Below are 21,733 nucleotides of genomic sequence, written 5' to 3'. Positions count from 1 at the left end.
GATGTTCTCCGGCGAGCGTTCGATGCTCGGTTCAGGTCAAAGGTCCAATACCAGTCGGGGCGATTTGGCACGTGAGCAGCACGGCGTGAAACGGTCATTGGCAGCGTGTTCGGCGGCGGTCATGAACTGGTCACGGTGATCGCCAATGCCTTCGAGCAAACCCGTGACACAGGTGCCGCAGACGCCTTGCTCGCACGATGATTCGATGGCAATCCCGGCCTCATCGAGCACTTCGAAAACGGTGCGATCGGCGGGGATGTAAAAAATCTGCCCTGTGCTCGCCAGTTGAACTTCGAAGGGCAAATCAGCGCTTGCATCGATAGGTGCGGCGGCGAAGAACTCTCTGTGCACACGATCTTCGGGCCAGCCAGCGGCCTGCGCGGTGTCGAGGATGAAATTCATGAAGCCGGCCGGGCCACATACGTAGAGGTGAGTCGCGGTGTCTGGCGCGGCGAGGAGGGCGGTTGCATCGAGCTTCTGTTCGGGCGATCCGCTGTCGTCATGCAAGTGCACGTGGTTGGCGAACGGCGCTTGCTCGAGCAATCGGATAAACGCGGCGCGTTCGCTGGATCGAAAGCTGTAATGCAGCTCGAAATCCGCGCCTTGATGATGAAGCTCATGGGCCATTGCCAGCATCGGCGTAATGCCAATACCACCGCCAAACAGCAGGTGACGCTTGGCTGAGTCAGCGAGTGGGAAGAGGTTGCGGGGTTCGCTGATGCTGAGTGTCTGTCCCTGACTGATGGTGTCGTGCATCGCAGTGGAGCCACCCCGAGAGGCGGGATCCTTCAGCACACTGATTACGTAGCGATGACGCTCTCGGGAGTCATTGCACAGCGAGTATTGCCGGGTGAGGCCGCCGGCAATATGGATGTCGATGTGAGCACCGGCATTGAACGGTGGTAACGGCCGCCCGTCTGCTGCGCACAGCTCAAAACTGCAAATACCCTCGGCCTCGACGACCTTGCGGGTGACGCTGACTTGAAGCATGACTTCTCCCTCCACATTGAAGTGGCTGCTGAAAAACGAAAGGGGGACTTGCGGGTGACTAATCAGCCAGGCAAGAAGAAGTAGAAAGGGTGGGTAATCATGGGCGCCAAGGAAGGGCACAGTTGGGGAGCGTTCATAAGCAAGACCTGTTAATTATTTTTTTGAGGTTGTGCTACGGCGTATCATGCGGCGCATCGTCCGCAATGACAGGCTGAGTGAATCCTCAGATAATTTAGTTGCGGTGTCAACCAAATTGCAAGATCTTCGATCTACGGTGTTTTCTCGATGCCTACCGATACACAACTGAACCTGTCGCGTTATGTACCTGGCCTGGTGACTTTCCTGGCGAACAAACTCGCAACCGGGGCTTCCCAGTGCTACCGCAAACACTTCGGAATCGGCGTGGTTGAATGGCGGATGCTGTCGATGCTGGCGGTTGAATCCGACATCACCGCCAATCGAATCTGCCAGGCGATCGGTCTCGACAAGAGCGCTGTCAGTCGTTCATTGCAGACACTGGAAGCAGCGGGGCGGATCACCAGTCAGCTGGATCCCAGGGACGCGCGGCGTTACACCGTGCGATTGACGGCCAGCGGTAAAGAACTACATGACCGCGTGCTCAAAGTTGCACTTGAGCGAGAGTCGCGTCTGCTCAGCGGATTGACCCCGGCCGAGGTCGACACGTTGGTTGACTTGCTTGGGCGCCTGCATCTGCAAGTGCCTAATGTGAACAGTTACGACCCGAGTGAGGAGTGAGTCGCGGCAGACCGCAGCGTGGAATTGGCGTTGAAAGCTGCTGCGCGGTGCGAGTTGCCGGACTGCTGATATCTGCTGTGCATGGGTGTACACGTCTAGCCGAACGCCTGAATTCCGCCCATCGTGACTGAAAGAAACCGGCCAGGAATGATCACCATGATGCGCCTGGAAAACGGGCTGGTTTAATGATTGGAAGCGTTGCTCTGTTGCTGAAGCTCAAGTTGCCTGGCGGCACTGGCTTCCAGAGTGGCGCGCTCTTCATCCAGATACCGATAAACACCTTGGAGGTTGGCGATTTTCTGTTTGATGTCGGCCATCTTCTTTTCAATCAGCTTCGCGCCTTCAGCACAATCGATCAGCTTGTTCCGCTGCGCATCCAGAATCTCGCCGATTTCCCCCAGAGAAAATCCCATGCTTTGCGCGCGCTGGATAAAGTCCAGATCCTGCAGAGTTTGCTCGTTGTAAACGCGATAGTTGTTGGTTTGCCGTAGGGGGGAGATCAGGCCGATTTGCTCGTAGTAGCGCAACGTATGACGGCTGGCGCCGCTGCGCGCTTCGAGTTCGCCGATTTTCATGGAAACACCGCTTGACTGTAGAGTGGGGTCGATACTTTACGCTTGATTTCTCACCTTCAACAAGGAACAGGGAAATGAGCGTGGAGTGCTTTGTCACAGGCGGGACTGGTTTCGTCGGCCAACATTTAGTGGCGAACCTGAGTGCAAAAGGTCACACCGTTCGGGTGTTGATGCGTCGCCCGGAGCGACTGGCGGCCTTGCGCGAGCAAGTCGATCATTTGGGCGGGTGCGCAGCCCGGGTATTCGCCGTCGCTGGCGATCTGGAACACGACAACCTCGGGCTGAGCGCTGCTGACCGAGAAGTGCTGAGGCGCGCCAGCGTCATGTTCCACTTGGGCGCGCACTTCGCATGGGGGCTTTCAGTGGAGCACTCTCGTGCGGTGAACGTAGAAGGGGCAAAGCGCGTGGCGCTGTTGGCGGCTGAGCAAAAAAGCCGTTTAGTGATGATCGGCGGCTACATGCTGAAAAATCATGAACATCTACAACGCATCGGCATTGACCCTCGTTATCCGGAGCGGACGAATTGGCCTGCCGTCTACCGGCGTGTCGGTGGTTACGAGGGAAGCAAGCTGGAGGCGCATTTTGCGACCCTGGAGGTCATGTCAGCCAAGGGCGGGGAGATTACTGTTGTCCACCCTGCGACGGTCTGTGGCCACAGCCGCACGGGGCATATCCTTGACGGTCAGCCGCTGGTGGAGCTGATACGCAACCTTGTGCAGGGCAAGTTGACTGCGGTGCCCGGCACCGCCAGGCACTGGCTGCCACTGGTCACCGTGGATTACCTGGCTGAACTGGTGGCAGTTTGTGCGTTTGATCCTGCCATGGTGGGTCAGGAACTGCTGGCGCTTGATGACCAGACGCCAAACCTGCGAGAGCTCCTGGCACAGGCTGCACAACCGTTGGGATTAAAGTCTCCCAAGCATCACATTTCAATTCGATTACTGAAGCTGCTACTGAGTATTCCTCCCGTAGCGAGGTTCTTGAATTCAAAACCCGAAGCCCTGGATTTTATCCAGACCACTCGTTTTAATACGGCGGCGGTTGAGCAATTTGCCAACAGACATGGAATAGCCAAACCGGATATACGTCAGTCTCTGCAGCACACTGCCATGTTCGTCAACTCGTATTGCATCGCCAAAGGCCAGGCCCTCTGACCGTTGGCGACATGACGGCGAATAGCACCCTATCGGTATTAGTCGGCTGTTCGTGTGCTCAAACTTTGCGCCGTCGATACAGGGCGGCTTTCTATCGAACGACCATTCAGCGACAGGGATCGTCATCCATGCAATCGACTTTCAGGAAAGGCGTCATATTTGCACTCTCCGCTGCGGCACTGAACGCAACGATCGGGGTACTCAGCAAAATACTCATGAGTAATGGTTTCACCTCTACCAGTGTTGCTGTCATCAAGACCGTACTGGGTTGCGTGCTTCTCTCGATTCTGTTGTTTTTCTCCAAGCGCCCGGCGACATCGACCAAATGGACGCAGGCGGCTGTCTGCGCGTTTCTTGGCATCTTTGTGCTGTTCCATTTCGAAACGTCCGCCTATCGACACTACGCTGCGGCAGGTGTGGTGGTGGTGCTGATGGCCAGCGCGTCAATTTCCTCGATCATTCTGGGGCGCATTTTCCTCAAGGACGCGATCACCGCGAACGCTACTGTTGGCGCGACCCTGGCTATCGCCGGAATCTCGGTAATCTTCGGCGGCGACCTGCAGCAGGGCTTTACACTGCAAGGTGCTGCGCTCGCCGCCGTGGCCGGTTCCGGCTATGGAGCCTTTTCGGTGGCTATGAAGCGTATGGGGGTGTCGGGAGGACTGCACTTCACCCGCCAATTGCTGTTCTTTGGCAGCCTGTACTTGCTGATGCCGGCTGCCGCCGATGGTTTTGTAATAGGCGAGTTGTCGCCGATGGCGATCGCCGCGTTGCTGGCGTTGGCCACGCTACCGACAATCCTGGGCTTCTTCTGCACAACCAAGGCCATCGAGTATCTCAAGCCATCCCAAGTACAAGCGCTGGAATTGACCGAGCCACTGTTTGCCGCGCTGCTGGCGTTTGTGGCGCTCAATGAAGTACCGCGCGAAAGCCTCTACGCGGGAGCGGTGCTGATCATAGTCGGCCTGTGTTTCTCCAATGAGCTCATACGCTTGGGCAGCAAAGCTTCCGTCCCTTCGACCGAGTGAGGCTATTTCGGATCCTTATTACGTGCGGTCCAAGAAGAATACGATGAAGAGAAAAGCAAGAAAGGCTGAAGTTCTGGCTGGAAAAACCGGGCCCAGTCTAAAGCTGACAGTGGAGGGTATGCGGTTGCTTCGATGCTTTTCAATGAACATCATCAGAACTCGACAAGGAGGAGTCCCCCATGACCAAACCAATGCTTCATTTGATGTCAGGCAAGATTGCATCCGGTAAATCGACGTTGGCCAAGTCCTTGGCGTTTGAACGGTCGGCTATTTTGATGAGTGAGGATCATTGGCTCTCAAGGCTTTACCCTGATCAGATCCAATCAGTGGCCGATTACGTGAGGCTTGCGCGTCAGATTCGGGCACTGGTGGGCCCGCTTGTCATCGATGTGCTGAAGGCTGGCGTGACTGTGGTTCTGGATTTCCCGGCCAACACGCCAGAGGATCGGCTGTGGTTACGCGGTCTGGCTGACGCTGCCGAAATTCCCCACTGTTTCCACTACATCGAAGTGGATGATGAGACCTGTCGGGGCAGGCTACATCGGCGCAATGGCCGCGCCGAGCATGAGTTTACAGCAAGCGACGCTGAGTTCGATTTGATAACGAGCTACTTTCGTGCTCCAGATACGAATGAGGGGATACGGATTGAAATTCACCGATACTGAAGGGCGGGCATATTTCTTGGAGTGAGTTATCTGGAACGTCTGCTTCTGGCGTCGCAGGTGATCGTTGATGAGAGGGGTAACCATGAACAACAGCCGAACTGCACTGGTCACTGGAGCAACCAAAGGGATCGGTTTTGCACTCAGTACTCAGTTGAATCAGGCAGGCTGGAATGTGGTCGGCATCGCCAGGCATCCGGTTGATGATTTTCCCGGGAAGCTGTTGCTCTGTGATTTAAGCGATGCTCAGCAAACGAGGAAAATGCTTGAGAAACTCCTGGAACGGACCTCTATTGATGCCGTCGTCAATAACGCAGGTGTTGCGTCTGCGCAAAGCCTGGAAACGCTTGAACTCGAAACACTCCAAAACGTTTTTGACCTGAATGTCAGAGCCTCGGTACAAATCACCCAGGCTTGCCTGCCGTCTCTGAAGCGATCGTCTGCGGGACGCATCGTGAATGTCTGCAGCCGTGCCATTTTTGGAGCCCGGGACAGAACCGCTTACGCTGCCGCAAAAAGTGCATTGGTGGGGGTCACGCGTACGTGGGCACTTGAGTTGGCGCCCATTGGCATTACGGTCAATGCAGTCGCACCGGGCCCCATAGACACCGAGCTTTTCCGAAAAAACCGTCCCGTGGGAAGTGAGGGTGAGCGTCAGATACTCTCCACCATTCCGATGCAAAGACTGGGCACGCCATCAGAAGTGGCCTCGCTGATTACCTTCCTGCTGAGCGAGGGAGCATCCTTCGTTACCGGCCAGGTGATCAGCGTCGATGGGGGAGGGAGTCTCGGTGGCAAATAGCGATACGAAGAAGATTTCCGGCCTTCGTTCCCGATCATGGAATTTAACTGATGAGTCGGATGCGACAGTTTAATGAGGGAAACTCATCAAAATACGCTTACGTGATCCGTAGAATCATCTGACGTGGTCGCTCGTCCGGCTTCCATCCCGGTTTCAAGTTGTGAGGCCTCATGAATGTAAGCCGCGCCAACGTCGCAGACTTTGTCTACGTTCTCGCCATTACCCGCCATCAAAGCTTTAATCGCGCAGGCAAAGAGGTGGGCATCAGCGCCTCCGCCTTGAGCCACACAATGAAGAGGGGGAAACCTGATGGGTAAACGTTTATTAGGAGTGGTGGCATTGGCTGGATTACTGGCAGGACAAGCGCTGGCCGCCGAGGAAAATGGCTTGGTGGTGCGCATCGCGCAACTCGAAATCGATCCTGCACAGGTTGCGGCCTATCAAGCCGCAGTCAAGGAAGAGATCACAGAGTCGACTCGAACAGAGCCGGGCGTCATATCAATCTACGCCGTCGCCGAAGTCGACCGCCCGAACTGGTTTCATTTCTTCGAAATCTACGCCAGCGATTCGGCATACCGAAGCCATATCGAATCGCCGCACTTCAAAAAGTACGCTGCCACAACCAAGTCGATGATTGTATCGAAGCGCTTGATTGAAACCGCGCCAATCGAGCTAAGCCCCCGGCCTGCGCCGTAACAGGCCAGTTCGAAAGAGATTTGCGCGCTGGGCGGGCTGGCTTTTTAAATGGAGGAAAGTGATGAAAAGGGATGAGTTCGACGCAGACCTTACGGTTCACGTTTAACTACACTAAATGGTCGTTTAGTCGAGTTAACGTAAATTGGCGGCATATTTGACGGAGAAGAGCCCATGATCATGTGTGAAGCCAAAGCTGAAGACATTATTAAAACGTTGGATCTGCAGCCTCACCTCGAAGGTGGCTATTTCCGTAGAACCTATCAGGCCGATCATCGCGTCCCACTCGAAACCCCCAGCGGTCCACGGTATCTGATGACCTCGATTTACTATCTGCTGGATCAGCAATCACCGGTGGGCCAGTTTCATTTCAATCGATCCGACATCCTGCATTATTTCCACCTGGGCGACGCCATTGAGTACAGCCTGATTCATGCTGACGGCTCGTTGCAGACATTGGTGATGGGCGCCGACATTCTGGCAGGACAGCTTTTGCAATTACGCGTACCGGGTGGACTATGGAAAGCTTCGCGGTTGCTCGAAGGCGAAAACGGATTTGGGCTGATCAGCGAAGCCGTTTCGCCAGGATTTGATTTTGCCGATATGGAAATGGGTGATCGGCAGAAACTCACGCAACAATTTCCACAGCATCGAACGCTGATTGAAAAGCTGACGCGTGATGAGGGTTGAGCGCCGTCGAATTCAAGGAAAAGCAGTGGATCGGATTCAGGTCGATTCTGTAGGCTGAAATCCACTGTGCAACCGGGCTGATCTCGCAACATCTTGTTACGTGTAATGTATATTATGTTAAATCATGTATTACGCTACGTGCCCTAGCAGCAACCGCCTTGTCTACATTTCGACAATCACCTCAGCAGTCGCTGCCTTGCCATCATCACTTCTATCAACCGCTGATCCGTACACGCTATGGCGTGCGCGGATCAATCCGTATGAGGTTGGTCAGACGAGAAAATCTTCCACCAGTTTTACCCAGCAATCGGCGCCCAACCGGATCAGCTCATCATTGAAGTCGTAGTGCGGGTTGTGCACGGAGCAACCGTGAAACTCACCCTCACCGTTGCCCAACAAGAAATAGCACCCCGGTACTTCTGCGAGCATCCAGGCGAAGTCTTCGGTACCCATGACCTTCGGCCCCCGACTTTGCAGGTGACCAGGTTCAAAAAGCGGCACAAGACTTTCGCGCACTCGTTGTGTTTCGGTGTCGTCGTTGATCAGTGCCGGGGCCAGCGGAGTGAACTCCAGGTCAATGCTCACGCCGAATGATTGCTCGTGACCGCGGACGATCTGCTCGAGTCGCTGATTGATCTTTTGCTGAGTCTGCGGAGTATCGGTACGCACACTGATCAGCATGCGGGCGTCGTCAGGAATGATGTTGTAGACACTCCCGGCCTCGAGCATGCCAATGCTGATGACCGCGTACTCTTCCGGGCCGAGATTGCGCGATTTGATGGTCTGGATCGCATTGATCAAGCTGGCCACCACGGGTAATGGATCGACCGATTTCTCTGGCATAGCACCATGCCCACCTTGGCCGGTGATACGCAGCGACACACGTTCCGAGGACGCCATGGTCGGGCCCGCCTGAACCACGGCCGTGCCCAAGGGGTAACCGGGCATGTTATGCAGCGCAAAAATCGCATCGCAGGGAAAACGCTGAAACAGGCCGTCGTCGATCATCGCCTTGGCCCCACACAAGCCCTCCTCATCCGGTTGAAAAATCAGATTGAGGGTGCCGTTGAATTCGCCGTGGGTGGCCAGACGATAAGCGGCCGCGAGCAGGATCGCGGTGTGCCCGTCATGCCCGCAGGCATGCATGCGATCGGCAATCTGGCTGGCATGCGCAAAGGTGTTTTTTTCTTGCATGGGCAGCGCGTCCATGTCGGCGCGCAGTCCGATACGGCGTGTGCCCTCGCCTCTTTTCAGGACGCCGACCAGGCCATGTCCGCCGATACCGCGATGCACCTGATAGCCCCATTGCGTGAGTTTGGCGGCGACCAGTTCAGCGGTGTTCGGGGTTTCGCCGCCCAGTTCAGGCGCAGCATGGATTTGTCGGCGCAAGGCGATAAAGCTTTGCAATTCGGTGTCGCTCAATGCTGATTTATTTTGTTGGTTGCGCATGGGTCAGTCTCGTCCAATGTTTTCCGGGAACAGTTTCAAGCAGCACAGGCTGATCACACCGCCGACCAGCAGGTAGAACGCCGGGGCTGTGGGTGTGTCGAGTGCCGAGGTCAGCCATGTGGCGATCAACGGTGAGAAACCGCCGAACAAGGTGACGCCGAAGCTGTAACTCACCGACGTGCCGAGCGCTCGGTGTGGCTTGGCGAAGGCTTCCATGATCATCGCGAAAAACGCCCCGGAGCCCACGCAGCCTGGCAGTACCAGCAGTGCGACGATCAACATCGCGACGTACAAGTCAGTGGTATGCGACAACAGCCAAAGTGCGGGCCATGCTGCGATAACCGGTAAGGTCATCGTCCAGACCAGCAGTTTTTTGCGCAGGCCGTGGCGGTCGGCGTAACGTCCTGCAATTGGGGTGATGATCGCCAGGCACGCGGCTGCAACGCAGGCAATCGCCAAGGCGCTGCGCTGCGGATAATGCAGCGCGCTGACCAGGTACGCCGGCATGTAGAAAATGAACAGGTACATGCCAATGGTTGCGCTCGCCATCAGGCCGGTGGCGAGTGCGGTGTTGCGCAGATCAATGACCTCGCGCCAGCCGGGTTTGTGCACGGTTGAAGGGGCGGCGCTGATCGTGGTCTGTTCAAGAGTTTCTGGCAGGCAGCGGCGGATGTACCAGCCGACCGGGCCAATCAACAGGCCGATGACGAAAGGGATACGCCAACCCCATGCTTCAAGGTCAGGCGTGGTCATGACACTGCTGAGGAGAAGACCGATCCCGGCCCCGACCAGAGCCGCGTAACCCTGACTCGCAGCCTGCCAGCTGACATTGCTGCATCGATGGTTCGTCGACGAGGACTCCATCATCAACACCGAGGCGGTGCCGATTTCTCCGCCAGCGGAAAAACCTTGAGTCAGTCGGCCGATGACCAACAGGACGGTGCCCAGTACCCCGGCTTGCTGATAAGTGGGGGCGAATGCGATCAGCGCCGTACCCAGTGTCATCAGTGCAATGGTCAGCGTAAGCGCAGCCTTGCGCCCTTTTCTATCGGCGAAACGGCCAATGATCATTGCCCCGACCGGACGCATCAGAAAGCCCACTCCGAATGCCGTCAGCGACATCAGCAATGAGGCTATCGGAGACTGCGCGGGGAAAAAGTTCTTGGCGATGATCACGGCAAAAAAGCTGTAGATCGTGAAGTCGTACATTTCCAAGGCATTGCCGAGGGCGCACGCTACCGTGGCTTTTCTGGAGTTGGATGTGGCCGGATTGGAACGCATCGTTCCTCCGTTGGCCAGGGAAGTGTCCGAATGCAGGGTCGTCATGGCACGCTCCGATTTCTTATTGGCGTTATGCGAGGCCAACTATCGGGGAACTCCGAAGACGAATCACTTGCGCTTTTTGCAGGCAATTAACCAATGGTTAACTTGCTTGCGCCACGTCCTTTGAATGCGCCCTACAACGGTGCTGCGCGAGGACTTGATGACGGGTATCGCACCAATGGCTTCCATTATTCAGACGCATGCAGTCGCCGAATCGAAGTAATCGGGCTTCTTTTTGTGATCTTTGCACACGCCTGCCGCCCTCATTGCACCGGTCATTCCCCAGCAAATTAACCAGTAGGCATACCCATGCAAAATTGACCATTTCCGCCGGTTTTTATTTTCGTGGAGGCTGCGGCTCATCAGCCATCACGTCTATGGAGCGTCTGAAATGGTTATGTCCACCGCGCGCAATTGTTCATTGACCGCTTGGCTCCTGGGGCTCGGGCTACCGACGTGCAGCCAGGCTGAGGGATTCCCTGCCATTGCCCGAGTAGCGCCAGGATTTGGCTATTACAACGTCGATAAGGGTTACACCGACAAGCTCAATGTCTACGGCACGCTCGATGCGCTTGTTAATTATCAGGACTCGGGCCATCACTCCGGAACCAAACTCGCGGGTGGCGGCGCCTGGACCAACAAGCTCGGGCTTTACATGCGCAAGGCCCTCAACCCGGATACGGTGCTGGAGTTCGACGTCGAGGAAGGTTTCAACCTCAATGGCCAAGCGCTGGAAGAGCATTGGAAGCAGGTCGGCACGCTACGTCTGGCGGTAGCGGCGCTGCGTTCGCGGGAGTACGGCAAGTTGGAGTTCGGCAAAACCTATGGCATGGGCACGCCGACGTTTGCTGATCCTTTCCTGGCCACCTACGGTTCGCCCTATACCTACCTGACCAGCCCGCCGGCCGGGCGCGGTGCCTATTATCTGGATATGCGACCCAAGCACACCCTCGCCTACACCACGCCCAAATTCGCCGGTTTCAGCGTGGCCACCGCCGTGAGCCTGGGCCTGAACGATACCGCCAGCTCCGGCAAAACCGTGCGCGGTAAAGGCATGAGTGTTCAGTACAGCAATGCGCGGTGGATTTTGCTGGGCTCATTCAATGATTACTTGAGCGATCCATGGGACGACGGCGACCGTCAGCGGCAGACCCACAACTACTTCAAAAGCGCTTCGGCGTTTTATGACTTCGGGCCGCTGTCTGCCAATGTCACCTGGCAGCGCCAGGACGTCGACTACCACGCCACACCGAGCATGAGCGCATGGACGTTGGGCCTCTCTGCGCCCGTCGGCAAAGCCGATGTGGCGCGCATGGCACTGGTCAAGCGCGACATCGAATTCGGCGATAAGGACGCCACCGGGATCATGCTCGGCTACGACCATTTCCTGAAGAAGAACTGGGCCATCTACGGTCGGGTCGCCCTGATCGATAACCGCCCGGAATCCGCCATCAGCTATGCAGGAATCCCCCTCGAGCAAACCGGTGACAACCCCAGTAACCTGGCAGTCGGCATGTACTACCACTTCTAGTAAGCCGGCTCTGCCGATGACTCTGCGGCCAGCTTGGATTTGAGACCGTAGAACAAATCCCTCGCCGGCGACGTCAGCGAATGGCGGTCAACGCACACCAGATAAATCGGGTATTCGGGGATGACCTCTTCGACTTCGACGAGGACCAGTTCCGGTACCCGTCCCGGCGGCAGTGCACTGCCCAGCGCGAGATTGCTCAGGGTCATGAACGCGTCGGCATTCTCCACCAGGCGCAAGGCCAGGAACAGCGAGGCGCACTCGATCACCTTCTGCGGCGGGTGAATATCGTTGACCTCGAACATTTGGTAGAACTGCGAAGATCGGTCGTCTACCTCGTCCAGGCTGATCCAGTTGGCGTACTGTAATTGCCGTAACGAGGGCGAATGCCGCAACGGATTGTTCGGACTGCACACCACTGTGCCCTTAATTCGATGCAGAGCCTCCCAATCGAGATTCAGACGTTGAGTGTTCTGTTGAGACGTCAGGGCAAAGTCCAGAGTCCCATCGCGCAAACGCTGGACAATATGGCTGGGACGCAGCTCGATCAGTTTGATCCGCACCCGTGGGTTTTTCGCCTGGTAGTCACTGATGCACTTCTCAAAACCCGGCAGCATGGCGGTCAGTGAAGTGACGCCGACAGCTACCTCCCCCACGGCCATGTCGTGAATATTGTCGGCCTCGATCTGCAGGCGCCGCATGCTCTCGACCGCCATGTGTGCATGCCGGATGATGCGCCGGCCTTCGTCAGTCAGAGACATGCCTTTGTAGGAACGCTGCAGCAGGGTCAGGCCTAACTCGCGCTCCAGATCCTTGATTGAACGGCTCAACGCGGGCTGAGTGACATGCAGCATCTGCGAAGCTTCATTGATGCTGCCGCACTGGTTGATCGCGACCAAGGCTCTGATTTGATGAAATTTCACGGTGTGCGACTCGCTTTTTATTTGGCGCCAACCATAAAGCAAGATGCCGGCCATTCACCACTCATTGATTTCCTGGATTGCTCATGGACGAGGATCACCGAGATCGTCCCAGTAAGGAGGCGCGCCGATCGCTTTGATGAAGTAGTCCCACACCACACGGACCTTCTGAGACCGCAGGCGATTCTCCGGGGAAAGCAGATGGATCTGGCTAGGCGTTTGCTCCACCGATCCCTGCCAATCAGGTAACAGCCGAATGAGCTGCTGGTTTATGAAGCTCTCGCGACTAAAGAGCCAGGACGGAAAAAACACGATCCCCCTGCCCGCCAGCGCGGCCTCCACCAGCACCTGTCCATTATTACTTCTGAGCGGACCATGGACGTCGATGATCTCGGGTTTGTCGCTGCCAGGCTTTCTGAAATACCAGCGCTGCGCCCCGCCGGTTCCCTTGTAGACCAGGCAGGCATGATTCTGCAGATCCGCCGGCGACGCGGGTTGGCCATGCTTCGTTATGTAGTCCGCACTGGCGCACAGAACGTATTGCTGATCGCAGATTTTCCGGCCGATCAAGCCAGAGTCGCCCAGGTGCCCGACCCGGAAGATGATGTCAGCGCCCTCCTGAACCGGGTCGATAAAGGCATCGGTGACCGTCAACTCGACCGTCAGCTCGGGATACTTGTCATACAGACCGTTCAACAGTTTGACGATATGCAGGCTGCCGAACGCGACCGGCGCGTTGATCCGTACAAGTCCACGCACCTCGCCACCCTTGCCGGTTATTTCCTCATCAGCCGCATCGAGCAATTCCAGCACTTCGCGGATCTGCTGGTAATAACGCTCGCCCGCATCCGTCAGTTTCACTGCGCGGGTGTTTCGATAAAGAAGCTGCTGCCCCACCTCTCGCTCGAGCGCCGCGATGAAGCGCGAAACGGAGGACGCCGGCACTTGGAAGTGCCGGGCCGTCGCCGAGAAACTGCCAGTCACGGCAACCATGGCGAAGTACCGGTGCGCTTTGAGGTGCATGAGGAATTCCGATCATCAGGGACAGTTGGTTTGCACTAAAACAGAACTTCGCCTGCTTGTCCTCTCGCAACATCCTTGCAGGCCTGTTTGCAGCCGACATGAAAAAGCAGCCGCCCCGAATAACGGTGACGGCTGCCAGTGCTTCAGCGGCTACTTAGCCTTTATAGGGCGGGTAATCGACATAACCCTCGGCCCCGCCGCCGTAAAAGGTTTCGCGCTTGGCGTCGGTCAGAGGCCAGTTGTGCTGCAGCCGCGCCACCAGATCAGGGTTGCTGATGTAAGCGGTACCAAACGCGGCGAGGTCGATGATGCCGTCATTGATCAGATCGTCCGCACGCTGGCGCGACATGCCGCCCGCCAGAATCAGCGCGGTGGCCGGCAATTTCGACTTGATGGTCGACAGCAACTCAAGGAAGGTTGCCTTCGGCCCGCCGCCACCGCCCTCAGTACCCGGAGCAGGAAAACCGGACTGATCCATCACATGAACGTAGGCCAGTTGCCGCGCACCAATCTCCTCAGCCAGCGCGGTGTAGGTTTCATCGATTTGCTCGTACAGCGGCATATCGAACAACTGACCATACGGCGAAATACGAATGCCCACCCGACCCGCGCCAATCCGCGCGACCACGGCATCGATCACTTCCAGGGTGAAGCGCAGACGATTTTCCAGTCGATCGGCCGAGTACTGATCGGTTCGATCATTGACCAGCGGATTCATGAACTGCTCGAACAAATAGCCATTGGCACCGTGAATTTCCACGCCATCGAAACCCGCCTCAATCGCGTTTTGCGCAGCCTGTGCGAACTCACCGACGATCCGCGAAACCTCAGCCGTTTCCAGTTGACGGGGCGCCGGCGGCTCGACCAGTGCTGGCTTGCCATCAGCGTCATAACCGAACGCTGTCGCGCCGACGGCTTGCTTCGACGTGGCGCTCACCGGCAGTTTTCCACCTTCCTGGATCGACGGATGCGAGACGCGGCCGACGTGCCAGATCTGCGCAAACATCTTGCCGCCTACGGCATGCACCGAGTCGGTGGTCAGACGCCATCCAGCGATCTGCTCGGCAGTGAAGATGCCGGGATTGAACAGATAGCCCTGCCCTTCACGGGAAATCGGCGTGCCTTCGCTGACGATCAAGCCTGCGGTAGCGCGTTGCGCGTAATACAGCGCAACGCGTTCATCGGCTGCATCATTGGGTGCACGCGAACGGGTCAGCGGCGCCATGACGATGCGGTTTTTGAGCGAGGTGTCGCCCAGGCGAAGTGCTTCGAAGAGTTTCGACATCAGAATTTTCCAAGGTTGATCAACTGAGACGACGATCAGCGCAGCGACAGGCTAACGATGTGGACTGTCTCGAACTCGCGCCAAAGGCCTGATGAGTTGCAGCAATGGATTGATGCTAACTTCTGATATTGACGGCAACAATCCGCCGGAATCGCAAATGACTATTGCTTTTTTAGCAATGAGATTTAGTCGGAGCCTGCTGATACTCCCGAGGCGTACAACCCAATTCCCGGCGAAACACCGTGTGCAGATACTGCGCAGATTTAAAGCCACAACTGCGCGCCACGTCGGCAATCACCGAGTCAGTATTTTTCAAACCACTGGTAGCCGCTGCCAATTTGAAACGCAAAATCTCGTCATGCACGCTGCAACCTCGCTCAGCACGAAAATGCGCTTCAAGTGACGAACGTGACACACCGACATAAGCCGCGACCTGTGCCGTTTTGATGCCCTGACAAGCATATTGGCGAATAAACAACAGCGCTTGCATGACGTAAGGATTGCCCAATGGCTGGTGCAAGCTCGACACCTGCACGTTGACCGCATCCGGGGGAATCAGGATTTGCGTGCCGGCGGACGGCATGCCGTGCAGCATCTGGTGAAGCAATTGCGCGGCGGTACGGCCCATGGTTTCCGTACCCTGAATGACCGAGCTCAGCGGCACCCGGGTCAGGCTGCGTGTCAGCGGATCATTGTCGATGCCGATCAATGCCACCTGTTCCGGCACGGCAATCCCGGCGGTGAGGCAGGCTTGCAGCAATTGCCGGGCGCGGGCGTCGCTGACGGCAATGATGCCGATGGGTTTGGGCAGGCTTTGCAGCCAGGCGATCAGTTGTTCGACGGCGCTGTCCCACAGCGGTGCGCTGGTGCCCATGCCGCGATAGATTTCGCCGTGCAGGCCGTCGCGTTTCATCAGTTTGCGAAAGGCTTTTTCCCGCTCCTGCGCCCAGCGATTGGCTTGCGCTTCCGGCAGGCTGAAGCAGGCAAAACGTTGCAGTCCTGCTTCTATCAAATGCGTATAGGCCAGCGTCATCAGCGCATTGTTATCGGTGGCGACATAGGGAATCGCTTTCGGATAGGCGCGTTTATCCTCGTACGAGCCCCCTACCGCCACCACCGGCATCTGGATATCGGCCAGCGCCTCGCCAATCAGCGGATCGTCGAAATCGGCAATGATCCCGTCACCCTGCCAGCGCTCGATGCCTTTCAAACGACAGAGAAAATCCTCCTCGAGAAACAGGTCCCAGGAAGCGCGGGTGCTGCTCAGGTAGTTGCCGATGCCGCTGATGATCCCACGGTCGTAGATCTTGCTGCCGTTGAACAACAGAGCGATGCGGTGAACAGGCGGTACGGTTTTCATTGTTTTTATGCTTGTCCCGGGCCCCTTTTCACAGAGGCGATTGGCACAGACTAGGCGCCTGGGCGACGAAGCTCAATACGCAAAATCGCACTCGGTGTTGATGTTTTTCATAATCAGCAGGGTCAGGGCCGTTGCTAGTATCGAGACACCGCCAAGAACAACAAGGACAAGGTCCATGCAGTATTTTCCCGATGTCGATGCGATTCGCTTCGAAGGTCCAGACAGCGATTCTCCCCTCTCCTTTCGTCACTACGACGCCGACAAACTCATCCTCGGCAAACCCATGCGCGAACACCTGCGCATGGCCGCCTGTTACTGGCACACGTTCGTCTGGCCGGGTTCCGATGTGTTCGGCGCGGGGACGTTCAAGCGCCCATGGCAACATGCCGGCGACCCGATGGAAGTGGCCATCGGCAAAGCAGCCGCCGCCTTCGAATTCTTCTCCAAACTGGGTATCGACTATTACTGCTTCCATGACACCGATGTCGCTCCGGAAGGCAGCTCTCTGAAGGAGTATCGCAACCACTTCGCGCAAATGGTTGATCACCTCGAGCAACACCAGGAAGCCAGCGGAATCAAGGTGTTGTGGGGCACCGCCAATTGCTTCAGCAATCCGCGTTTCGCTGCCGGCGCCGCGAGCAACCCCGATCCCGAAGTGTTCGCCTGCGCCGCTGCCCAAGTGTTCAGCGCGATGAACGCGACCCAGCGCTTGAAAGGCGCCAACTACGTGTTGTGGGGCGGTCGCGAAGGCTACGAAACCCTGCTCAACACTGACCTGAAACGTGAACGCGAACAATTGGGCCGCTTTATGCGCATGGTGGTCGAGCACAAGCACAAGATCGGTTTCACCGGTGACCTGCTGATCGAACCCAAGCCGCAAGAGCCGACCAAACACCAATACGATTACGACAGCGCCACCGTGTTTGGCTTTCTTCAGCAGTTCGGGCTGGAGCACGAAATCAAGGTCAACATCGAGGCTAACCACGCGACTTTGGCCGGGCATAGCTTCCATCACGAGATTGCGACCGCCGTCTCCCTGGGGATTTTCGGCAGCATCGACGCCAACCGCGGTGATCCGCAAAACGGCTGGGACACCGACCAGTTCCCCAACAGCGTCGAAGAAATGACCCTCGCCACCTATGAAATCCTCAAGGCCGGCGGCTTCAAGAATGGCGGGTTCAACTTCGACTCCAAGGTTCGCCGGCAAAGCCTTGATCAGATCGATCTGTTCCATGGCCACGTCGGTGCCATGGACGTTCTTGCCCTATCTCTGGAGCGCGCAGCGGCCATGGTCCAGAACGACGAGCTGCAACGGCTCAAGGATCAACGCTACGCCGGTTGGCAGCAGCCGTTCGGGCAAGCGGTGATGGCCGGCGACTTCAACCTTGAATCGCTGGCCGAGCACGCGTTCACCAACGAGTTGAACCCGCAAGCGGTCAGCGGCCGCCAGGAAAGGCTCGAGAACATCGTCAACCGCTTTATCTATCGCTGATCACACAGGGAGTCTGCGGGCGCATCCACGCGGTGACATTTCTACGACAAATCTGTGCCTGCGGCGTCTGCGGATTCTCTACAGTTTTACCAGCCCGATACTCATCGTCAGGCCGTGTCTTTCCAACAACAATAAAAGGACGCCCCACTATGAAGAACGTAAAACGCACGCTATTGGCCACTGCTCTGGCCTTGCTGTCTCTGCCGGTGATGGCTGATGCTGCCCACCCGAAAATCGGTTTCTCCATTGATGACCTGCGCCTGGAGCGCTGGTCGCGTGACCGTGACTACTTCGTTGCGGCGGCCGAAAAAATGGACGCCAAGGTCTTCGTGCAGTCGGCGGATGCCAACGAGCAGAAGCAGATTTCCCAGATCGAAAACCTGATTTCCCGGGGCGTCGATGTCATCGTCATCGTGCCGTTCAACGCCACGGTGCTGACCAACGCGGTGGCCGAAGCGAAGAAAGCCGGGATCAAAGTCGTGTCCTATGACCGTCTGATTCTCAACGCCGATGTCGACGCCTACATTTCCTTCGATAACGAAAAGGTCGGCGAGATGCAGGCCAGCGGCGTGCTGAAAGCGGCGCCCAAGGGTAATTACTTTTTGCTCGGTGGTGCGCCCACCGACAACAACGCCAAAATCCTGCGTGAAGGCCAGATGAAAGTGCTGCAACCGGCCATCGACAAGGGCGATATCAAGATCGTCGGCCAACAGTGGGTGAAGGAATGGAACCCGACCGAAGCGCTGAGCATTGTTGAAAACGCCCTGACCCGCAACGACAACAAAATCGACGGCATCGTCGCCTCCAACGACGCCACGGCAGGCGGAGCGATTCAGGCACTGGCGGCACAGCAACTGGCCGGAAAAGTGCCGATTTCCGGGCAGGACGCTGACCTTGCCGCGGTCAAACGCGTGATCGCCGGCACGCAAACCATGACCGTGTACAAACCGCTGAAACTCATCGCCAGCGAAGCGGCCAAGCTCTCGGTGCAACTGGCGCGCAACGAAAAACCCGCCTTCAGCTCGCAGTACGACAACGGCAGCAAAAAGGTCGACACCATCCTGCTCACGCCAACCCCGCTGACCAAGGACAACATCGACCTGCTCGAACAGGACGGCTTCTACACCAAGGCGCAAATTGCCGGGAAGTGATCTCCGGTAATGCGAAAACCATTGTGGGAGTGAGCTTGCTCGCGAATGCGCTGTGTCAGTCAACGAAGCATTGTCTGAACTGACGCTTTCGCGAGCAGGCTCGCTCCCACCCAGGTTCAGTGGTGTGTGAGTCTTTGATATACGAGCCCTGTCCATGTCCGACTATCTGCTGCAAATGAACGGCATCGTCAAAACCTTCGGCGGTGTCAAAGCACTCAACGGCATCGACATCAAGGTCAGGCCCGGCGAGTGCGTTGGCCTGTGCGGCGAGAATGGCGCCGGCAAGTCGACGCTGATGAAGATCCTCTCGGCGGTCTATCCCCATGGCACTTGGGACGGTGAAATCCTCTGGGACGGGCAACCACTTAGGGCGCAATCGATCAGTGAAACGGAAGCCGCCGGTATCGTCATCATTCACCAGGAGCTGACGCTGGTGCCCGATCTGTCGGTGGCCGAAAACATTTTCATGGGCCATGAATTGACGCTGCCCGGCGGACGCATGAATTACCCGGCGATGATCCACCGTGCCGAAGCGCTGATGCGTGAATTGAAAGTCCCCGACATGAACGTCTCGCTGCCGGTTTCACAGTACGGCGGCGGCTATCAGCAACTGGTGGAAATCGCCAAGGCCCTGAACAAAAAGGCCCGCCTGCTGATCCTCGACGAGCCTTCATCAGCCTTGAGCCGCTCGGAAATCGAGGTGTTGCTGGACATCATCCGCGACCTCAAAGCCAAAGGTGTGGCCTGCGTCTACATCTCGCACAAGCTCGATGAAGTGGCCGCCGTGTGCGACACCATTTCGGTGATCCGCGACGGCAAACACATCGCCACCACCGCCATGGCCGACATGGACATTGCGCAGATCATCACCCAGATGGTCGGGCGGGAAATGAGCAACCTCTACCCCAGCGAGCCACACGATATTGGCGAGGTGATTTTCGAGGCCCGCCACATCACTTGCTACGACGTCGACAACCCCAAGCGCAAACGGGTCGACGACATTTCCTTCGTCCTCAAGCGCGGCGAAATCCTCGGCATCGCCGGGCTGGTCGGTGCCGGCCGTACCGAACTGGTGACCGCGCTGTTCGGCGCTTATCCCGGTCGCCACGAGGGCGAAGTCTGGCTCAATGGCCAACCCATCGACACCCGCACGCCACTCAAGTCCATCCGCGCCGGCCTGTGCCTGGTGCCGGAAGACCGCAAGCGCCAAGGCATTATTCCGGATCTGGGCGTCGGCCAGAACATCACCCTCGCCGTACTGGACAACTATTCGAAACTGACCCGCATCGATGCCGAAGCTGAACTGGGCTGCATCGATCGGGAAATCTCGCGCCTGCACCTCAAGACCGCCAGCCCGTTCCTGCCGATCACCAGCCTGTCGGGTGGCAATCAGCAAAAAGCCGTGCTGGCGAAGATGCTGCTGGCCAAACCCCGGGTACTGATTCTCGATGAGCCGACCCGAGGCGTGGACGTCGGCGCCAAATACGAAATCTACAAGTTGATGGGCGCGCTGGCCGCCGCCGGCGTGTCGATCATCATGGTCTCGTCGGAGCTGGCGGAAGTGCTCGGCGTTTCCGACCGTGTGCTGGTGATCGGTGAAGGCCAGTTGCGGGGCGACTTCATCAACCATGAACTTACCCAGGAACAGGTGCTCGCCGCTGCCCTCAGCCAGCCTGGCAGTCATAACAATAATGATCGGAAATCCGCGTAAATGAATCAGGTCAAACAACTGTTCACCCGCTACAAAATGCTCGCGCTGGTGTTTGCCGTGGTGCTGATCTGGCTATTCTTCAGCTGGCAGACCGAGGGCGGATTCCTGACCCCGCGCAACCTTTCCAATCTGCTAAGGCAGATGTCGATTACCGGCATTCTCGCCTGCGGCATGGTGCTGGTGATCATCAGCGGCGAGATCGATTTGTCGGTCGGCTCGTTGCTCGGTCTGCTCGGCGGCCTCGCGGCGATTCTCGATGTGGTCTACCACATTCCGCTGCTGGCGAATCTGAGTCTGGTCGCCTTGTGTGGCCTGATGATCGGCCTCGCCAACGGCTACATGACGGCTTACCTGCGCATACCCTCCTTCATTGTCGGTCTGGGCGGCATGCTGGCTTTTCGCGGGATTCTGCTGGGGATTACCGGCGGCACGACCATCGCGCCGGTATCGCCGGAGCTGGTTTACATTGGCCAGGGTTACCTGCCCCACGCGATAGGCACCGGCCTCGGCGTTCTGCTGTTCGCGCTGACCGTGTTCCTGACCTGGAAACAACGACGCAATCGCGCCCTGCACGGCCTCGCGGCGCATTCGTTGGTGCGTGACGTCGTCCGCGTGTTGGTGATCGGTGCCGTGCTCGCCGGTTTCGTGCAGACGCTGAACAGCTATGACGGCATCCCCGTGCCGGTCCTGCTGTTGCTGATTCTGCTGGGCGTGTTCAGCTACGTGACCAGTCAGACCGTGTTCGGCCGCCGCGTCTATGCCGTGGGCAGCAATATGGAAGCGACGCGCCTGTCCGGGATCAATGTGCAGGCGGTTAAGCTGTGGATCTTCGGGATCATGGGCGTAATGTGCGCCCTCGCCGGCGTGGTCAACACCGCGCGCCTGGCCGCCGGTTCGCCTTCGGCCGGCAGCATGGGTGAACTCGACGCCATCGCCGCGTGCTTTATCGGCGGCACCTCCATGCGCGGCGGCTCCGGCACGGTGTACGGCGCCCTCCTCGGCGCGCTGGTTATTACCAGTCTCGACAACGGCATGTCGATGCTCGATGTCGACAGTTACTGGCAGATGATCGTCAAGGGCAGCATTCTGGTGTTGGCGGTTTGGGTGGATGTGAGTACGCGGACCGGGCGCCGTTGAGCCG

Annotated in this window: 20 protein-coding genes and 1 pseudogene; 13 read left to right on the top strand and 8 right to left on the bottom strand. The window is 57.4% G+C overall.

Features of this window, described 5'->3' with window-relative positions; all coding sequences use genetic code 11:
• Nucleotides 1-36 precede the first annotated feature (36 nt).
• Nucleotides 37-990: a PDR/VanB family oxidoreductase gene (locus PspS49_RS15265; RefSeq protein ID WP_160040103.1), complete on the bottom strand. Its 954-nt coding sequence runs from the start codon at nt 988-990 to the stop codon at nt 37-39.
• Nucleotides 991-1,275: 285 nt separating this feature from the next.
• Between PspS49_RS15265 and PspS49_RS15260 the strand changes: the two genes are divergently transcribed.
• Nucleotides 1,276-1,746, top strand: a complete 471-nt coding sequence (locus PspS49_RS15260; RefSeq protein ID WP_160040101.1) for a MarR family winged helix-turn-helix transcriptional regulator — start codon at nt 1,276-1,278, stop codon at nt 1,744-1,746.
• A 182-nt stretch (nt 1,747-1,928) separates the two neighbouring features.
• Here PspS49_RS15260 and PspS49_RS15255 read toward each other — a convergent pair whose 3' ends face one another.
• A complete protein-coding gene (locus PspS49_RS15255) occupies nt 1,929-2,321 on the bottom strand; it encodes a MerR family transcriptional regulator (protein ID WP_150751392.1) in 393 nt (130 codons plus the stop codon).
• Between the two features lie 74 nt (nt 2,322-2,395).
• Here PspS49_RS15255 and PspS49_RS15250 point away from each other — a divergent pair, with 74 nt between their 5' ends.
• From PspS49_RS15250 to PspS49_RS15220, 7 genes and pseudogenes are all read left to right on the top strand, one after another.
• Nucleotides 2,396-3,475, top strand: a complete 1,080-nt coding sequence (locus PspS49_RS15250; protein ID WP_150751393.1) for an SDR family oxidoreductase — start codon at nt 2,396-2,398, stop codon at nt 3,473-3,475.
• Nucleotides 3,476-3,603: 128 nt separating this feature from the next.
• Nucleotides 3,604-4,503, top strand: coding sequence for an EamA family transporter (locus PspS49_RS15245; protein WP_160040099.1), 900 nt, complete (start codon nt 3,604-3,606; stop codon nt 4,501-4,503).
• A gap of 179 nt (nt 4,504-4,682) precedes the next feature.
• On the top strand, nt 4,683-5,168 hold the full coding sequence (locus PspS49_RS15240) for an ATP-binding protein (protein WP_127927671.1): 486 nt from the start codon (nt 4,683-4,685) through the stop codon (nt 5,166-5,168).
• Between the two features lie 82 nt (nt 5,169-5,250).
• Nucleotides 5,251-5,967, top strand: coding sequence for an SDR family oxidoreductase (locus PspS49_RS15235; RefSeq protein ID WP_095049093.1), 717 nt, complete (start codon nt 5,251-5,253; stop codon nt 5,965-5,967).
• A gap of 170 nt (nt 5,968-6,137) precedes the next feature.
• Nucleotides 6,138-6,263: pseudogene (locus PspS49_RS15230) on the top strand (LysR family transcriptional regulator); the annotation flags it as partial.
• A 13-nt stretch (nt 6,264-6,276) separates the two neighbouring features.
• Nucleotides 6,277-6,663, top strand: a complete 387-nt coding sequence (locus PspS49_RS15225) for an antibiotic biosynthesis monooxygenase (RefSeq protein WP_150649368.1) — start codon at nt 6,277-6,279, stop codon at nt 6,661-6,663.
• Between the two features lie 171 nt (nt 6,664-6,834).
• Nucleotides 6,835-7,350 carry a cupin domain-containing protein gene (locus tag PspS49_RS15220; protein ID WP_150751395.1) on the top strand — a complete coding sequence of 172 codons (516 nt, stop codon included), beginning with the start codon at nt 6,835-6,837 and terminating at the stop codon, nt 7,348-7,350.
• A gap of 270 nt (nt 7,351-7,620) precedes the next feature.
• Here the strand turns inward: PspS49_RS15220 and PspS49_RS15215 are convergent, their stop codons facing one another.
• Both PspS49_RS15215 and PspS49_RS15210 read right to left on the bottom strand, forming a co-directional pair.
• On the bottom strand, nt 7,621-8,799 hold the full coding sequence (locus PspS49_RS15215; protein ID WP_160040095.1) for a M20 aminoacylase family protein: 1,179 nt from the start codon (nt 8,797-8,799) through the stop codon (nt 7,621-7,623).
• Between the two features lie 3 nt (nt 8,800-8,802).
• Nucleotides 8,803-10,080 carry an MFS transporter gene (locus PspS49_RS15210; protein ID WP_238786355.1) on the bottom strand — a complete coding sequence of 426 codons (1,278 nt, stop codon included), beginning with the start codon at nt 10,078-10,080 and terminating at the stop codon, nt 8,803-8,805.
• A gap of 439 nt (nt 10,081-10,519) precedes the next feature.
• On the opposite strand from PspS49_RS15210, the gene PspS49_RS15205 reads away from it, so the two are divergent.
• Entirely contained in the window at nt 10,520-11,653 is a 1,134-nt protein-coding gene (locus PspS49_RS15205; RefSeq protein ID WP_174245121.1) for a porin, read from the top strand.
• On the opposite strand, the gene PspS49_RS15200 is transcribed toward PspS49_RS15205, so the two are convergent.
• The 4 genes from PspS49_RS15200 to PspS49_RS15185 all read right to left on the bottom strand — a co-directional run bounded on the left by PspS49_RS15200 (nt 11,650) and on the right by PspS49_RS15185 (nt 16,238).
• A complete protein-coding gene (locus tag PspS49_RS15200) occupies nt 11,650-12,573 on the bottom strand; it encodes a LysR family transcriptional regulator (RefSeq protein ID WP_160040089.1) in 924 nt (307 codons plus the stop codon). The two genes, PspS49_RS15205 and PspS49_RS15200, sit on opposite strands and share 4 nt — an antisense overlap.
• A gap of 81 nt (nt 12,574-12,654) precedes the next feature.
• Nucleotides 12,655-13,593 carry a LysR family transcriptional regulator gene (locus PspS49_RS15195; RefSeq protein ID WP_160040087.1) on the bottom strand — a complete coding sequence of 313 codons (939 nt, stop codon included), beginning with the start codon at nt 13,591-13,593 and terminating at the stop codon, nt 12,655-12,657.
• 154 nt (nt 13,594-13,747) lie between these two features.
• Nucleotides 13,748-14,878 carry an alkene reductase gene (locus PspS49_RS15190; RefSeq protein ID WP_127927657.1) on the bottom strand — a complete coding sequence of 377 codons (1,131 nt, stop codon included), beginning with the start codon at nt 14,876-14,878 and terminating at the stop codon, nt 13,748-13,750.
• Nucleotides 14,879-15,050: 172 nt separating this feature from the next.
• Nucleotides 15,051-16,238 carry a XylR family transcriptional regulator gene (locus PspS49_RS15185; protein ID WP_160040085.1) on the bottom strand — a complete coding sequence of 396 codons (1,188 nt, stop codon included), beginning with the start codon at nt 16,236-16,238 and terminating at the stop codon, nt 15,051-15,053.
• Nucleotides 16,239-16,413: 175 nt separating this feature from the next.
• Between PspS49_RS15185 and xylA the strand changes: the two genes are divergently transcribed.
• The 4 genes from xylA to PspS49_RS15165 all read left to right on the top strand — a co-directional run bounded on the left by xylA (nt 16,414) and on the right by PspS49_RS15165 (nt 21,729).
• The gene (gene xylA / locus PspS49_RS15180; protein ID WP_160040083.1) at nt 16,414-17,730 is read left to right on the top strand and encodes a xylose isomerase; all 1,317 of its coding nucleotides are present in this window, start codon (nt 16,414-16,416) and stop codon (nt 17,728-17,730) included.
• A gap of 149 nt (nt 17,731-17,879) precedes the next feature.
• Complete coding sequence (gene xylF / locus PspS49_RS15175; protein WP_102899781.1) at nt 17,880-18,881, top strand: D-xylose ABC transporter substrate-binding protein; 1,002 nt, start codon at nt 17,880-17,882, stop codon at nt 18,879-18,881.
• Between the two features lie 154 nt (nt 18,882-19,035).
• Nucleotides 19,036-20,592 (top strand): D-xylose ABC transporter ATP-binding protein, encoded by a 1,557-nt coding sequence (gene xylG / locus PspS49_RS15170; RefSeq protein ID WP_160040081.1) that lies wholly within the window; start codon nt 19,036-19,038, stop codon nt 20,590-20,592.
• A complete protein-coding gene (locus tag PspS49_RS15165) occupies nt 20,593-21,729 on the top strand; it encodes a sugar ABC transporter permease (RefSeq protein WP_038361373.1) in 1,137 nt (378 codons plus the stop codon).
• Nucleotides 21,730-21,733: the final 4 nt, after the last annotated feature.

The organism is Pseudomonas sp. S49 (assembly GCF_009866785.1).
Lineage (GTDB): Bacteria > Pseudomonadota > Gammaproteobacteria > Pseudomonadales > Pseudomonadaceae > Aquipseudomonas.
The sequence above is the reverse complement of the archived record's forward strand: the minus strand, read 5'-3'. Positions and strand labels throughout refer to the sequence as shown.